Source organism: Bartonella sp. B1098 (assembly GCF_944896145.1).
GTDB lineage: Bacteria > Pseudomonadota > Alphaproteobacteria > Rhizobiales > Rhizobiaceae > Bartonella.
Genome location: NZ_CALYLP010000002.1, coordinates 750,309 through 767,337, shown reverse-complemented (window position 1 = coordinate 767,337; position 17,029 = coordinate 750,309). Strand labels below are relative to the sequence as shown.

The 17,029-nt window shown below is 37.5% G+C and carries 8 protein-coding genes, 1 tRNA gene and 1 pseudogene; 5 read left to right on the top strand and 5 right to left on the bottom strand.

Annotated elements, in window-relative coordinates:
• Window positions 1-870: 870 nt before the first annotated feature.
• Together ptsP and NNJ85_RS03265 are read left to right on the top strand one after the other, a co-directional pair.
• Window positions 871-3,402 carry a phosphoenolpyruvate--protein phosphotransferase gene (gene ptsP, locus NNJ85_RS03270; protein ID WP_254473507.1) on the top strand — a complete coding sequence of 844 codons (2,532 nt, stop codon included), beginning with the start codon at window positions 871-873 and terminating at the stop codon, window positions 3,400-3,402.
• Window positions 3,403-3,825: 423 nt separating this feature from the next.
• Window positions 3,826-3,915: transfer RNA gene (locus tag NNJ85_RS03265), tRNA-Ser, on the top strand.
• Window positions 3,916-4,088: 173 nt separating this feature from the next.
• Here NNJ85_RS03265 and NNJ85_RS03260 read toward each other — a convergent pair.
• The 4 genes from NNJ85_RS03260 to NNJ85_RS03245 form a co-directional block, all read right to left on the bottom strand.
• On the bottom strand, window positions 4,089-4,424 hold the full coding sequence (locus tag NNJ85_RS03260) for a hypothetical protein (protein ID WP_254473505.1): 336 nt from the start codon (window positions 4,422-4,424) through the stop codon (window positions 4,089-4,091).
• Complete coding sequence (locus tag NNJ85_RS03255; protein WP_254473503.1) at window positions 4,405-5,247, bottom strand: ATP-grasp domain-containing protein; 843 nt, start codon at window positions 5,245-5,247, stop codon at window positions 4,405-4,407. The genes NNJ85_RS03260 and NNJ85_RS03255 overlap by 20 nt, the downstream gene beginning before the upstream one ends.
• Window positions 5,248-5,292: 45 nt before the next feature.
• Window positions 5,293-6,375, bottom strand: coding sequence for an MFS transporter (locus NNJ85_RS03250; protein ID WP_254473501.1), 1,083 nt, complete (start codon window positions 6,373-6,375; stop codon window positions 5,293-5,295).
• Between the two features lie 655 nt (window positions 6,376-7,030).
• On the bottom strand, window positions 7,031-7,807 hold the full coding sequence (locus tag NNJ85_RS03245; protein ID WP_254473499.1) for a trans-aconitate 2-methyltransferase: 777 nt from the start codon (window positions 7,805-7,807) through the stop codon (window positions 7,031-7,033).
• 567 nt (window positions 7,808-8,374) lie between these two features.
• Between NNJ85_RS03245 and NNJ85_RS03240 the strand changes: the two are divergent.
• Window positions 8,375-9,558 (top strand): annotated as a pseudogene (locus NNJ85_RS03240) (MFS transporter).
• A gap of 304 nt (window positions 9,559-9,862) precedes the next feature.
• Here NNJ85_RS03240 and NNJ85_RS03230 read toward each other — a convergent pair.
• Window positions 9,863-10,132 carry a hypothetical protein gene (locus NNJ85_RS03230; RefSeq protein ID WP_254473493.1) on the bottom strand — a complete coding sequence of 90 codons (270 nt, stop codon included), beginning with the start codon at window positions 10,130-10,132 and terminating at the stop codon, window positions 9,863-9,865.
• Window positions 10,133-11,073: 941 nt separating this feature from the next.
• On the opposite strand from NNJ85_RS03230, the gene NNJ85_RS03225 reads away from it, so the two are divergent.
• Both NNJ85_RS03225 and NNJ85_RS03220 read left to right on the top strand, forming a co-directional pair.
• Window positions 11,074-11,598 (top strand): helix-turn-helix domain-containing protein, encoded by a 525-nt coding sequence (locus NNJ85_RS03225; protein WP_254473491.1) that lies wholly within the window; start codon window positions 11,074-11,076, stop codon window positions 11,596-11,598.
• A 663-nt stretch (window positions 11,599-12,261) separates the two neighbouring features.
• Entirely contained in the window at window positions 12,262-16,776 is a 4,515-nt protein-coding gene (locus NNJ85_RS03220) for a Vomp family autotransporter (RefSeq protein WP_254473489.1), read from the top strand.
• Window positions 16,777-17,029: the final 253 nt, after the last annotated feature.

The window sequence follows — 17,029 nt, the reverse complement described above, 5'->3', positions numbered from 1 at the left end:
AAGATAAATGTTATCTTTCCCTTATTTTATTGCTAATATGATAAATCTAGAAAATATATGGAAAACAAAAAAGGTAAAATTGAGGAAATGAGTTTTCTCAATAAGAGGGAGAATTTTTGCTGTGTTGTGTTTGCATTGAAGATATTGATGTTATGATGGAATTTATTGGTAAATTTGTGTATGATAAATAATGAGAAAAATTTACTTCCTTTTTATATATAAAGAAGGGCCTCGTGACTGATGATGGTGTTTGGGGGCGTTGCGTATTTTGCAAATGTGCAACAGAGAGCATTATGTGTTTGCGATATGGATTGAAGCAAAGGGTTCGCTTAAAACATATTACTGTTATATAATTGGTGGATGAGTATCGTAGGGCGAGTTGCATAGAATTTTAAAGATAATAAGTTGCATAGAGTCATTTTTAATGGTGTAATAAATTGATAAGAGGGACACAGTAAATTAAATCAGCTTGGAGGAAGAGTTAGACTGTTAGCTGAGTTACAGATGATTGAAAAGGATGCTTTCTTATAGGGAGAATAATGGTAAGTTATGTTGAATAACTTGGGATAAAGGGAGCGTTTTTAAAACATAGTTTTTCAGGTGATTGGGGCTGTAAAAATTGAGGTTTTGTCTTTGTAAAGTAAGAGTTAAGAGTCAGATTTGCTTATGATGGTTTAAGCAACCCGCGGGATTATAGTATCCAATTGTTTTATCGGTTATATTGAGGTGTTTAAGCACCTCACCTAGCTCTATTGAATTGCGTAAAACAAAAAGTTGTGATGATGTGTACCTCTTGTATTTTTGAAAATGAGGCTTTGAAATGAAATTTATTAGGGATATTTGTATTCAAGTGTGAGGCAGTTTGAATTCATGATGGGATTTGAGAAAGCAGAAGCAATGAATGTAGATTTTGCCGAGAGTGAAATCTTGTCTATCAAATCTGTACAACTTGCAGCTGCTTTTAATCATAAAAATGATGCGATTTATGCTGCTGCTGAATTACTTGTGCAGGTTGGCGCAGTTGACGAATGTTATCTGGCAAGCATGCTTGCACGTGAAGAAATAACGAATACTTGGCTTGGAAATGGTATAGCCATTCCTCATGGATTGGTTGAAAATTGTGATTTAATTATCAAGGATGCCATTGCTGTTATACAGGTTCCTGCTGGTGTTGAATGGCAGGATGGAAAGAAAGCACATTTGGTTATTGCCATTGCAGCGTATCCAGATCGCTATAGAGAAATTTGTAAAAAATTGACGTCTCTTTTATTTGATAAAAAACAGCTTGAAGTACTTGCGACAACTACGGACAAACAGAAAATTGTTACAACTCTGTTTGATCAAGATATAAAGCAAGAAGAAACTTTTATTGGTGATCTTTCGGTCTGTCAGGAATGGACTTTAGATTATCCAAGTGGTCTTCATGCACGACCAGCTTCTCTTTGGGTTGATTTTGCAAAAAAAATTCAAAATTCTATTAGAGTTCGCCATGGTCAATATGCCGTTGAAATGAAAAATTTGGTTGGGTTATTACAATTAGGTGCAAAAAATGGTGATGTTCTGATTTTTTCTACAGATGCTGTAGAAGGAGCAAAACTTCTCAATGATGCCATTGCTATTGTAAAAAAGGTGAGTATTAGTGAAAAATGCGTGGTAAGAGAAATAGAATCTCAAACAAAGACTTTTCATGGTTGGTATCCACGTTCCATGCAAAAAGGCATTTCTGGTGTTGGAGCAAGTTCAGGGTTAGCGTTTGGTAAGATTTTTGTTTTAAGGCAAAATGATATTTCCATAATAGACCAGCCAATTGATTTTGCGGTTGGTGCAGCGTGTCTTGAAAGTGCTCTTACAAAAACAAAACAAAAAATGGCATCTGTGATTTCTGATATTACAGTGCGTATGGGGGCGGATTCTGCTGCGATTTTTTCTGCGCAAATGGTTTTGCTTGAAGATGAGAATCTCATAGCTCAAGCTTGTCGTTTTATCGCAGAAGGTCATGGTGTTGCTTGGTCTTGGGATAGAGCGGTTCGGCAGTTTTCAGATATGTTTTCTAAGGTGGATAATCCTTTGTTAGCAGCCCGTGCTGTTAATTTAATTGATGTTGGTCGTCGTGTTTTAGGTGAAATAAATCCATCTTATAGATCCTTCTTTTTAAATGATATTCCAAGTGGTGTTATTCTGGTTACAAATGATCTTTCTCCTTCTGATGTCGCACAACTTGATTGTACAAAAGTAAAAGGATTAGCAACAGCATGGGGAGGTCCACTTTCTCATACAGCTATTTTGGCGCGTACGCTTGGTATTCCGATGGTTGTTGCTGTAGGTGATGATATTTTAGCGGTTCAGTCTGATATTCAGGCTATTATTGATGGCGATAACGGGTTCATTTACTTTGATCCTACGCATGAAGATGTTGAAGATGCTCAAAGACATATTGATACTGTTGAGAAAAAACGTGTTAGTGAGATAAGTGCGTTTCGATTACCAGTGCAAACGACAGATGGTCAAAGAATTCGTATCATGGCTAATGTCAATTATGCAAATCAGGTTCCTGTTGCGTTTGATTCGGGGGCTGAAGGTATTGGACTCATGCGTACAGAATTTTTATTTTTAGAGAATCCGCATATTCCGAACGAAGAGGCCCAATTTGATGTATATCGGGCGATGATTGCAGCTGTAGGAGATAAGCCATTAATTATTCGGGCGCTTGATATTGGCGGGGATAAACAGGTTACGCATTTACATTTATCTAAAGAAGATAATCCTTTTTTAGGTGTTCGAGGAACGCGGCTTTTGTTACGTCGGCGTGATCTTTTGGTTCCTCAATTACGTGCTTTGTATCGAGCAGCAAAAGAGGGTGGAGATTTATGGATTGTGTTTCCGATGGTGATGTCTGTTTCAGAGATTGTTACTATAAAAAAGATTGCAGAAGAAATCCGCAATGATATTGATGCACCAAAATTAAAACTTGGTATTATGATCGAGGTTCCAGCAGCAGCTATTATGGCAGATGTGTTGGGTGCTCATGTTGATTTTTTCTCAATTGGAACCAACGACTTAACACAGTATACAATGGCCGTTGATCGGCAAAATCCGTATCTTGTGTCTGAAGCGGATAGTCTTGATCCAGCAGTTTTGCGTATGATTTATCAGACTATTCAGGGAGCCGCACAACATAAATGTTGGGTTAGTGTATGCGGTGGTGTCGCTGGGGATCCTTTTGGTGCAATGATTTTGACGGGATTGGGGGTTCATGAGCTTTCTATGATATCTTGTGATATTTCTCCAGTAAAGGCATGTTTGCAGAATCATAGTTTTGAAGAGATGAAAATTTTAGCACAAAAAGCTCTACAATGTGAAACTGCACGCGCTGTACGCGCTCTTAAGGATGATATAAGGTAAATAGGAGAGCTTTAAGGGGAAGAGCGCGTAATCTTAGCAGTCTCGCTCAAAAACCATGTTATAAATCGTTTTTGTTAGAAGAAGTTTATTCTATCCTATGCTTTAATATTAAAGAGCAAAAGAGAGTTGTACAGTTATTGTTCCTGTTAATTGTTAAATACAATGAGTGATAACGGGTTAGTGATGATGCGTAATACTTTACTTAAAAAAAATAGGTAGCATCTTCAATTTGGAGAGAGTATTTTTTAATGAGGCGAGCAGGAATGCTTGTGATTTCAAAAATTTTTCTGCTTTAAAAAAGAGGGTAGAGTTGTTATCAATAAGTATCACATTTTATTTTTATGGATAAAATCGTTTTTTGAATTTTGAATGTATAATTTGGGCTTGCACGTTATTTCTTTCTGGGTATAGTGCGAGACTTCTGGAGAGGTGGCCGAGTGGTTGAAGGCGCACGCCTGGAACGCGTGTATATGGGAAACCATATCGAGGGTTCGAATCCCTCTCTCTCCGCCATTTATCGTAAAATCAAAGGGTTATGTAAAGTTTAAGGAATTTTAAGCTCTTTGATTTTGTTGATTTATTTTTTTATTTATCTTGTCCCCTTAAATAGATTTTCATAAGCTTGAAAGCATAGCTTAAAGTTCAGCGTTTTGGGGCTTTTTTGTTATTTTCAATTGACGTTTTTTCTATAAGAGATTGCGACGAATTATCCTTTCCAGAGTTGATAATTCATCATCACTCCGGCCCCAAATTGCTATAATGGCTGGGCAGGTATTTAAATCGATGGTTAAGGGCAGAGGCTCATTTTCTTTAAAAAAGAGCACAAAATGAACCACATTTTCCCAAGAATGAAGCTTTTTCTTCCACAGGTTAACATCTTTTATAATATGACCATCGATCTTGTTGATAAGAAAAATAATACGCCCTTTTTTCTTAAAACGGCTTGGTGTTGGCGAAAACTTTTCTGCAATAAGGTTAACGGAGCTGTCAAGTAAATCGTCTTCATAGCAATGTACAAACAAAGTGGGCGCAATTCCTCCGTGGAGGTGGGCTCCTACTTCGATCATCGCTGGACTGCGGGCGGCTTGCATGATTTCCATATGCACAGGTCCATAATTCAATCCCCACTACGCGAATGCACTGTTTTGCATAAGAGATCAGAGCGGCATAAAGGGGATCTTGAGCATCAAGCACATCAAGCGATTCATAAACAAAAGCACTTCCATTATGGATACTCTTTTTATATCGTGATAAAGCGCATATCTTTATAGCTTCTCCCTTCACAATGGCATCTACGATATATTCCTCTCCCTCCAATCTTTCTTGAAGCAAATAAGCCTTGTTAGCTACACTAAAAATATTTTTCTGTGTCCAGTCAATTTCAGAAATCCACGCTGCCACTTCCTCACGGCTAGAGAAAAACAAAACACCATTACTCCCAGCAGAATCGTTTGGCTTTATCACATAGCCGCTGGGGCTTTCAAAATCATTGAGAGCACAATCATCTTTTGTAAGAATCTTTGACTTTATATAAGATAAACCATTTTCACAAAGGTGCTTTTGCATTGCTGCTTTTTTCCGTCGCCAATCGGTAGTCAAGGGGTTATTTCCAGGACAACCGTAGTAAGCAGCCAATTGCTCTGCGCAATAAATACCTCCTTCGGCACCTGCTATAACAGCTTCTATCGCGCCGATAGGAAAGCGCTGTTTTATCTCATCGATACTATGAAGTTTTGCTTCTGCCATGCCTTCACCCTGATAAGAAAGCATGAAGTGTGAAAAAGGAATTGCTTGAGAGATAACACCGTAACAGGTATAGCCCAATTTTTGCAAAGGCAGGGGCATAGAGAGCACCCGTGGAGAAAGGATTGACAATAAGAATGGTTTTGCTCATGCTTTGCCCCGCTGTGATGAAAGAAAAAGAACATAGATAAAGATTATCAACCCGATAAGGGGGAGAAGATAAATGGCTGCTTGGGGCCCCATAAGAGCAGAGCTTGTAAGAAAACCAAGAATAACATAACCCGCCGATTGGGAGAGCGTATAAAGCATGCCACTATAGCTTCCCAACAGCTCTGCTTGAGTTTCTGTTTTTGTTGCTTCAATCATATGTTTGCGGGCGTTAATCCGCATGGTATTCATCGAAAAGCCAATAAAAAAGCAAAAGGTCACAGCCAAATAAGGTGATTGTGTGGTGCTAAAAATAAGATCAGCTAAACCCCACATAAGGGCTGGGAAGATAAATTCAAAGCGCGGGATTTTGATAAAAGCAGCCAAAAAAGCGCCCACACCCGCAACCGCACTGCACAGTCCATAATATTCAGAACTAAAATCTTTCACACTCTGAAAAAGAATGGTTGCTAGTGTATTATAGGCGCAAATGTGAAAGCCAATGAGGCCTATGCAGATGCATAAAAATTTAAGTTCTAGGGAAAGCCTATCTGCTTGCGGTATAAGCATTGATTCTTTATCGGTGGCAGGTGGCAAGCCATTTGTAGTGCTCTCGGTACTATATTCATCGCGAAAGATGATATATCCAGCAACAAGGCTTATGATAATGTCAAACACACAAATAGCTGCAATCAAACCATTATAGCCGATTTCAGCTACTGCTCCTCGTGGGCTGGTGGCTTCTAAGAGATAACCACTCAATGCTGCTCCCAAAAAGGCACCAATCTGCACCACTGTTTGCATAATGCGAGAAGCTTTTTGGGCGCTAATATAACCACTAAGCGCGAGTTTAGTATTATAAGTTTCCAGCGTACTTAAGGTGATCAACGAGAGGTAACCAATAGAGATAGAAACAGCAATAAAACCCAAAGGGGAGTCGACATAATGAAATAGAGCGATCAACAAAAGAAGGCTATAGATGACAATCCGCCTTTTGTATAAATCTCTCAATCGCAGCGAGGCTTTAATGTGTACAAGACCACTTTTTTTCAAAAGATAGGGTGTAAGAGTTCCCAAAGCCATAGTTATGCCTAGAAAAATCGATGAGGATGTTATGCGATAAGCATTTCAAAGGTTACTTAAGAAGAGCACCATATCAGAAAAATAGAGCAGAACAACAAGCCCATAAAACCGAAACATCAATTGTTTGCGCACACTACCCCCATGTTGGCGTCTCTTAAAAACACGCAATATTATAATCGGTACACACGTTTATAGCAGTTAGTACATCTATTATTGTACAGGTCAAGTTGTTTCGATAGGGGCATGATAATAAAGTTGAACGCTAACATTTACTGTAATGATAGTTCATTTTCGGAAATTTGATTAGCGGAGAAGGCGGGTATTTTTGCTGTGTTTCTTGTAGAAACCTTGCCGATAAAAGGTTACTTTGCCAGTTGATCAGCGCAGCTACGTTTGAGAGTTATATTTTTTTCAAGACTGTTCCCGTTTAATTCAAGGTTTGGGTTTTGCTACTGACTATGGCCGCGATAAGTTTGGATTTTAAGATGGCAACAACCTTTATTATCGGACAGAAATTAATGATGGCTTTAGATTGAGGTGCGTGAGTGCAGCTTTAGGCGGTTTTGTATACAGCCAATTGGAGGAGGATGACTTCATTGCTTTAGGATATTTATAATTGCGTTGAAAGGTAATGAGGAGAACCATAGATGTAAGATTATTTCGTATAGATGTAGAGTTCACTTCGATACAAAAGTTCCAAATTACCTTGTACTTCGTATTGTTTTGTCAGTGTAACCAATTGCTGCAAATATTCTTCTCCGTGTTTAGCAATGGCGCGTTGCGCTTGCGTTGAAGAGCGGCTCATACCCATAAAAGCTTCAGATGGGATTGTCATCGTCCAATTGTGTGTATGTAAAGCAACCTTTTCTGGATTGCTTCCAAGGCCATCACGCATTTCTTGTAAAAAATCAAAATTACGATAATAACGGGAATAGTGAGGGCTCATCTCCTCTAATAATGTTTCATAAGCAGCTAGAAATTGACTATTTTGAAAATCGCGATTATTTTGAATAACCGCCATGACACCTCCAGTGCGAAGTTGATTTGAGACAGTGCTAAGCAATAGGGGGCGATCCATCCACTGAAACGCTTGTGCCGCAACAACAAGATCAACCTTGCCGATTTGGGGCAAGAGGCTTTCGGCTTTACCGTGATACCACTGTACAAAAGGAAATTTTCTTTTCCCCTGCTTAATCATATCTACTGAAACATCGATCGCATGATATTGATGTTCATTGCCTAGAAGTTTGACAATTCCCTCTAATGCGATGCCTGTTCCAGCTCCCACATCCACAATGGACAAATGTTTTTTATCTTTAAAAGGAAGCAGCATGATTTTAAATAAGCTGAGAGGATAGCGTGGACGATAGCGATCATAATCACCAGCCAATCCATCAAATTTTTCACTTTGCAGTTGAATGGTCTGTAGCATGTGGTGTGGTCCCCCTCACGAATTGCACTGTGCATAAAGAAGCTCTCCTTTGTCCAATTATGTCAAGTATAAATTTCCAAGGAGTTTTGCGGGTTGCTCTTTGTCCCGTTCTATAGGGTTGATATTTACTTTTTCTTCTGCCTCAAATGAAGCATTTTTAAAGCCAATTATCTTTGCACAAATCACGCTGAGATTCCATATATTCCTCTAAAAATCTGTCTCTCTTCTGGTGCGATTACCCCTTGAATGTCCTTTATGAGTATCAAATTTATAACCTGCTTGCGGAAACGATCAATCCCAAATACTCTATCGTAAAAATGAGATCATCTATTCGCTTTGTAACTGTTACAAGTTAAAACAACACATTTCAGTGCTACTATTGTCTATGGCGCAAATGTAACTCTTAATGAGAATAGAAATATTTATGAATCTTCAATATTTTAAAATTACCCTACATGATACCTAGAGTTTTTTCTTAAATTTAATGAATCACAATAAGAGCTAAATATATGTTTTCAAACGTGATTATACAGCATCGTGAATGACGTGTGTATGAGGGGATGATTTATGTTCATCGTAAATTTGAAAGAACGCGCTTCTATTCGAGAATAGAACTTTCCTCTATTTTACCTTGAGTGGTTTGTTTGCGACATTTGGAAATGGGCTCAATTATATTGCATTATCATGGCTTGCCTACCATCAGACGAATTCAATTCGTGGTGTAGCGTTGATGATGCTTTTTCTCTGGATGCCGAGCATTATTTTTGGCCTATTGGCGGATAAATATAATCGTAAAGCACAGATTATCATTTCAAACTTAGCGCGAGGTTTTATAATTGTGGGTTGGGTAATGCTTTGGCAGTTTGGCATAGCAATTGATTTGATGATCTTATCTGCTTTGTTGGGTATTTTTATTTCTTTTTATATGCCATCAGTTGTTCCTTTAATCCAAAGTATTGTTCCCCAAAAACAGCTTATCAATGCAAATGCAACCATTGATATGGTCTATGAACTTGGAATGATCATCGGTATGGGGGTTAGTGGATTTATACTTTCCTGGGTAGGAACAAAAGGAACTCTTCTAATAGGTGGTATATTTTTTATTATTGCTGGTTTGTTTAACTTTGCAATGAAAGTACCTAAATCCCAAAGATTGAAAAGTCAAAGTAAGCAAAACTGGTGGGAAAATTATACAGCATCCCTTCATTATTTTAAGCAGAATCCGGTTCTTTTTATGCCTTATATAAGCCAGATGATTATTATGACGCTTTTAATGACCATCCCTGTTATTCTGGTTCCTTATACACAAGAGGTCTTAAACGCAGATAGCAGGATCTTTGCAGTATTTGAGGTGCTTTATTCTATGGGCGTATTGACAGGTGCGTTTTTTCGCCACTTCTTTGCAAAATTTTATCCATAAGGAAAACCTTGGCATTTTTATTAGCTGTTATGGCTATTGGACTTGCTATTTTGTCTGTTAATACACACACTTTTGTTGTTTTTCCTGTTTACTTTATGATTGGATTTGGACTTTCGAGTTGGGCTCTTTCAATTTCCTTATCGCAACTCTCTTGTGATCCTGAATATCAAGGAAGATTGCAGGCAAGTTTTAATGTTTTATCCTCGGAGTCTATCTCATTATGGCAAGTGATAGCAGTAGCATATCACCACAATCGATATATTTTTTTCAAAGCATTGTTGCGCTTGTGGGAATATTCATCGTGCTGTTTTTTTATAAACATGAAAAGTGATAAATTACATTGAAGTGCAGTAAAGCTATATGCTATTTTATAAACATTTACGAGGCGGCATATTTCATATTTTGCTTTTAAAGGGGGAGGATGAGCAAATGCGAAAGTATGGCTGCTTTTAATGAAGAAAGTATAGCTCTTTATATTGTTATAAATACTCTTTATTTTTTGATGATGACCAACAAGGGGTTATGCGTTTTTTTAATTCACTGGACTCTTGTAAAGAGGCAAGGGCGCAACAGTTTAAAGCTTCTTAAAATTTTTTTGGGGTCAAAATGCTCTATCATATGGGAAGAATATTACATTATTTTTGTTTTTCAAAATCCATACGAAAAATTGCATCAATTTCATCTTCATTGGAATGAGCACTTCTGCGACGATTCAAGGTTTGCACAATCTCTTTTTTTAAAAGCGTATCTGTTTCACTTAAACGGAGAATACTAAGTTCCAATTCAAGAGATAAAGCTAAATCTACACACAATTTAAGCTCTTCTCCAATGTCAAAACCACGTTGATAGTCATCATAAAGACCAACCAGTGTATCGGATAACTCCTTACCGTATAAAGAGGTCATGCTAAATTCCTCCACGTTACGGTTTTTTGTACAGTTTTGATTTGTTTAAGGATCACTCCACTATCATCACTCAGAGTTTCCATATATACGAGCCTCATGGTTTTGTCAATTTTATGCAAAATACGCACTTCTAAATCAATGTCTATTAAAAACTTTGTCACTCCAAGACTTTGAAGTGCCTAATTGTAAATATGGATGGCAATGCGTTTATTATAGAACTTATAGCATTTAAAATACATTGCAAAAAGGCTTTTAATTTGCGCATAAAAAGAATATTTTGGCAATACACAAAATACCCTTTTTATTGCTAAATCATAGCTAAATCAATGCCATTAATATCTACAATAGGCAGGCATGGTTTGTAAACGTTCAGCTTTTTAAGAATGTGTAATAATCTCATTTTTTGCAGAAGTGAAATTATTTTGCCTTTTTTATATTGAGTTTTAGACATTAATAAACCTTTTGTCTTATAAAAAGCTATGAGAAGTGCATTTGCATGTTTTTGTAATAAGATTTCAGTGATATATTGCACAGTACGCAATGAAGAGAACCACATGGGTTTTTACTGCTGTGAGACATATGATTGCGCTTTTTGAGAGAGCCGTTGATAAGAACTTTGCTCAACGGGCATGCAATTGGCCATGGCAGGTATTGTTTTTTCATGAGAGGATGCTCAAATTTTTTTGACAGTGAAGGTCGATATTTGGTAAACTTTCACACGTTTTGCCTAGGAGGATGAGCATGAGGGCTTGGCAAAATACTATGGCGGTCGCATTTTTTGTGTAATTGTCATAATTTTCGCTCCTGCTGAAATGGATGCTGTAACATCCATTTTTGTGGGGTTATGTATGTGATAACTGCTTTTTTCTAAGAGCAGTAACGATAGATGTGAATCAATATAATTATTTAGTCAACAATTATATTGATTTTGGAGTAATTTTTTGGCTCGTCCGGAAGCAAAACCTAAAACTGAGTTGGCAAAACGTTTTCGTGAAGTGCGTCACGCTCTTGGTTTCACAGAGCGTAAGCAGTTTGCTGAACATCTTGGTATTACTGCTGGCTCTATAGGAACTTATGAAACGGGTATCAGTGAACCTACAGCCTCTGCGCTATCCAAATATCAAGAAATTTGCGGTGTTTCATTGGATTGGCTTGTAACAGGTAATGGCGAGATGTTTTCAGATATGGCAAAGGCGAAAGCGGCTGGTTTAAAAGCACAAACGATTCCTGCTGGACTAATGAAAAAGCTTGGATATTTAGCTTACACAACATATCATGATTCAAACATAACACTTTCTCCTGAAGATGTTGCGGAATTAGCAGCAGAGCTTTACGGAAAATTGCAAGAGCTTATTGAAAACCTCAATGATATGGAAGAAGTCGAAGCCACTTTGCCACTTTTAAAATTGCATTTAAAGCGCAAAATTGAAGCTGAAAAGGCACATAAAATGCCCCAAGGCATATGAATTATAGCCTTCTAAAATAAAATTCTCTTCTGCTATAAAATCAGTTTGAAGAAAAACGCATTGAGTGATAAAAACATCTATAAAAACAATAAGTTATGCATATTTTCAATATTCTATATTTCTTATGAAAATAATAATCCTCTAGAATTAGGTTATCCCATAACAAAGAACGAAGTTTCATAGGGGGCATAATCTATTAGATTATAAAATAAGTCTAAAAGTTATAATTTTCATACAGATAAGTACAACTGTTATAAAACAACGCTTTTTGTCTTTCATAAGAAGTATTTTTGCAAATTTATAAAAAATTATTTTTTACACTCTTGCCATTCATCTGTTGTGCTTTATTTGAAAGGTAGAATTGCTCTTTAGTGAAAAAACTGTTTTTGTTAAGAGATAAAACGCAGTGTTTTTGAATGGAGATAACGGTATATTTCAAAGTCTTGTGTTTTTATTTATTTTTTAGCTTGAATCCCTCTAGCTAAAAGGGTTGGGGACTTTTCTAGATTCGATGTTATTGCAAAGATTTTAGGCTGATGCTGGGTGAATATCGGTATCAGAGGGGGGGTTTATATTGATTTATTTGAGGTGCGCAAACAAGGGTTTTGCCATGAGTGTTTTCGCGCGTTGTAATGATGTTGAGCTCTGTTGGAGGAGGTTCTTATGAAAAAAAAATATTCCACACCAAATTTAATTAAAGCTGTCTCGCTTAGCGCGGCAATGGCAACACTCTTGTCGAGTGTTTCCCCTGTTTTCGCTGCGGGTACTGGCATAACAGGAGGAGCTTTTTTTAATTCTAGTGGTATTGATGTTCCATATTCGCGTGGTAGTCATGGCAGTATTGTTTTTGCTGGTGATGATGATTACTGCGGTGTGAATAATGTTATTGGTCGTGGGGGGATACAACAGCAGGGAATTCCTGATAATCAAAAAATAACTGCAGAGAAACAGTACAAAAATTTCATCTATAACCAAGTAGACAATAAAAATCGTACCCCTTATGGAACAACCACTCAAAAGGTTACTTGGCAGGGTGAGGGGCTTCTGAGCGACAATGCTAGTTATATGGGAAATATGACTACTGGTGGTATTGCGAATGCTATGCCTGAGGCTTATGGTGTTTATTCTTTTGTAACCGGTTGTGGAGCAGCAGCAACGGGAAATTATTCAACAGCATTTGGTGCTGGCGCAACTGCGAAAACTGGTGGATCACAAGCTTTTGGTGTTGCTGCACTTGCAAGTGGTAAAGCAACAGTTGCTATAGGTATAGGATCAGAAGCATCGAGCGAATCTGCTGTTGCATTTGGTGGTCTTGCAACTGCTTCTGGTAAAGAAAGCATAGCTTTAGGTGTCAGAACAAAAGCAAGTGGTCAATATGCGGTTGCTATAGGTACGCGGGCTGAGGCGTTAGCGAGTGGCGCTATTGCAATAGGTGGAAGTGAACCTGTAGAAAAAGATGGACAAGAGAGATATGTAACAGCGTCTGCTAAAGATGCAATTGCTATAGGCTCTTTTGCTCATGTAGCGATGGAGTATTCTGTTGCGATTGGTTCAAATGCACAGGTAATTGTGAAAGATGGTGTGGCTATCGGTGGTGGCTCTGTCTCTCGTACAGACAAGGGCGCTAAGGGTTATGATCCTGCAACAGGTCAAGCGACCGAAAAAAACAATATGGTATGGGTAAGTACTGCAGGGGCTTTTAGCGTTGGTGAAGTTGGTGGTGATGATAATGGTATGTTAACACGACAAATTACCGGTGTGGCTGCTGGTACTGAAGATACAGATGCCGTGAATGTGGCGCAGTTAAAAGCTATAAGCGCTGCGGCATCAGGAACTTGGGAACTTTCTGTTAATGATAATGATAAAGATGTTAGAGACGTAAATCCAGGCAATACAATAGATTTTTCAGTGAAAAGTGAAAAAGAAGAGAGAAAAGATAACCTAAAGATTGAGAAAAGTAATGAGGGCAATAAGCATAAAATTGAATTTATTTTAAATGATAATCTTAATTTGACGAGCGTTACCACAGGTAGAAGCTCTATGAGCGATGATGGTTTTATATTTCAGAATGGAGCAAAAATAACTATAGATGGTATTGAGGCTGGTGATAAAAAGATTACAAATGTGTTAGAGGGGACTGATGACACTGATGCAGTTAATGTTTCACAGTTGCATAAAATAAGGGACCAGATAGCAGGTAATAGCCTTGTTAAATGGGCTGAGAATAAGAAACTTATTACCATTGGTAAGGAAAAAGGCGGTACGAAAATTGATATTGCAAATGAATCTGGTGATTCTCGGACAATTTCTGGTGTGAAAGATGGAAAATTATATAGAGGTTCAACTGAAGCTGTGAATGGCTCACAGCTTTGGGGTACGAATCAGGAGGTTTCTCATATTAACACGAAAGTTACTACTATATCAGGTACGGTTACCGATATTAGTAAGGAAATTGTCAATCTTTCTGAGGATGCTGTTCGCTATGACAGAGATGAAAACGGACAAAAAACAAACAAGATTACTTTGAAAGGTAGCGATAAAAATGCATCTGTATCAATTACAAATGTTGCCGATGGCCTCATTAAGAGCGATTCAAAGGATACAATAAACGGTAGCCAAATTAATAAAATATCTGGAAATGTTGCAAAGTTCTTTGGTGGAGATGCAGCATTTGAAAATGGTGCTTTTTCTGGGCCGACATATGTTTTATCTAATGTTTCTGCCAATGGTGATGTGGTTCGGAAAGAGTATAAAGATGTTGGTTCCGCGCTGACAGAGCTGGATGTGAATGTCAAGAATGTGAATAATCATATAAAATATGTAGACAAGAAATTTGATGATAAATTTGATAAATTCTCTCAAGATGCTTTATTGTGGAGTGAAGTTAAACAAGCATTTGTTGCGCTTCATAAAATAGATGGAAGAAAAACAGACAGTAAGATTCAGTTCCTTGCGGATGGAGATATTTCTGAAGAGTCAACAGATGCAATAAATGGTTCTCAAATTCATTCTATGGGCAGTGACATTGCAAATTACTTTGGTGGTAATACCTCATTTGAAAATGGTGTTTTTAAAAGACCAAGATATAATTTAACGACTATTGATTCCAATGGTAAAGTAAAACAAAAGGAATATAATGATGTTGGCTCAGCTTTGTCAGGGCTTGATATAAATATCAGGAATGTTAATCATCATTTTATAAATGCAATGAATGATATTGCTAATTATTTTGGTGGTGGTGCTGGATATGATAAAAATGGAGAATGGCATGCTCCTACTTTCCAAGTTTATCAAATCGATGCTAATGGAACTTCTTCTAAGAAAAACTACAGTAACGTTGCTGATGCTTTTAAAGGCGTAAACAATACTTTCACAAATATTCACAACCAAATCTCTGATATCAAAGAAAATAGCCTCGTTAAACAAGAGGAAGAGAATGGTCTTATCACGATAGGCAAGGCAACAGGGGGCACAAAAATCAGTATTGAAAATATGAATGGGGAGGATCGTACACTTTCTGGTGTGAAAGAAGCAGAACTCTCTCAAGCATCAAAAGAAGCAGTAAATGGTTCACAGGTCTTCAAGATTGCGGAAAATACATCAAAATATTTTGGTGGCAGCACAGATGTACTGAACGGTATCAAGCCAGCTTTCCTTATTCAAGGGGAGGCATATCACAATGTTTTTGATGCTTTTAATGGTGTGAATGTTTCTATCAATAAGATTGATAATAAAATTTCTGATTTGGAAAAAAATAGTCTTGTTAAATGGGACGAAGGACAGCAACTTATCACTATTGGTAAGGATAAAGCTGGTACTGAGATCAATATTGCAGGATATGGTAACGCACCACGTAAGATTTCTGGTGTGCGGGAAGCAGAAAAAGATGATGAAGCTGTTAACAAAGCCCAACTTGATAAAAGCATAAAGGGTATCTCTAAAGATGCTTTACTGTGGGATGATGAAGAAGAAGCATTTGTTGCACGTCATGAAAAAGACGGAGAAAAGACCAAGAGCAAATTGAAGTATCTTTTGGATGGTAACATTTCTAAAGATTCAACAGATGCAATCAATGGCAGCCAACTTTATTCTATAAGCAACCAACTTGCGAATTATTTTGGCGGTGGTGCGAAATATGAAAATGGCAAATGGACAGCCCCTACTTTCAAGATTGTTCAAGTTGACGTAAATGGTAAAACTATTGAAAATAGCTATAATACAGTTGCTGAGGCTTTTGGTGGTATTAACAGTGGGATGTCAAATATTAATAACCGTATTGATGATGTCATCAACAAGGTCGATTCAGATGCTTTAAAGTGGAGTAAGGATAAAAAAGCTTATGATGCTGGGCGCGATGGCAAGCCGAATAAAATTATCAATGTAGCCGATGGTAAAATTGAAAAAGGTTCCAAAGATGCGGTTAATGGTGGACAACTTTGGCAAACCAATGAGCGTGTTGCAAAGGTTGAAAATCGTGTTACGGATGTTGAAAATCATGTTGAGATCATCGACAAAAAAGTCGATAACATTTCCAATACCATTGCTGATATTGGGGAAATAGTTACAAATATTGATGTTAAAGTTGGTAATATTGATAATAAGGTTAACGATATTGCTAAGGATGCTGTTCGCTATGACAGAGATGAAAACGGCAACAAGACCAATAAAATCACATTAGCGGGGGGGGATACCAGTGAACCTGTTTTGATTGATAATGTTGCTGATGGTAAAATTGAGAAAGGATCAAAAGAAGCTATAAATGGTGGTCAACTCCACGACTATACCCAAGAACAGATGAAAATTATTCTTGATGAATCCAAGCAGTATACGGATCAAAAGATTAATAATATTAGGATTGATGCGATTGACGATGCTGTTGATAAGTCCAAACAATACACAGATATGAAGTTTGAAGTTTTAAACTACAGCATTGAGAGTGTGCGAAAGGAAGCAAGACAAGCTGCAGCTATTGGTTTAGCAGTGTCTAACTTACGCTACAATGATACACCTGGAAAATTAAGTGTTGGATTTGGTACAGGTTTATGGCGTAGTCAATCTGCGTTTGCCTTCGGTGCTGGTTATACATCAGAGAAGGGAGATATTCGGTCGAATGTATCTGTCACTACTTCTGGCGGTCATTGGGGTGTAGGTGCGGGATTCAATATGACTTTGAACTAATCATCAACAAAACAACAAAACGTTTGAGTAAAAATCTCATTCACCCTTGTCTTATGAAACAGGGGTGAATTGTTTTTAACATTTGTAAAAAAAGACGCATATATCAATTGCTAAAGACGGGTCTAGAAAACAGAAAAAATTTGTATTCTTACTCAGGCGATTGAACTTAAAAAATGCAATTTTTTGCACGAATTGCAGGTTCATTATTTTCTACGTTTAAATTTTACAGCTAAAAGATTTTAAAGCACTTTAT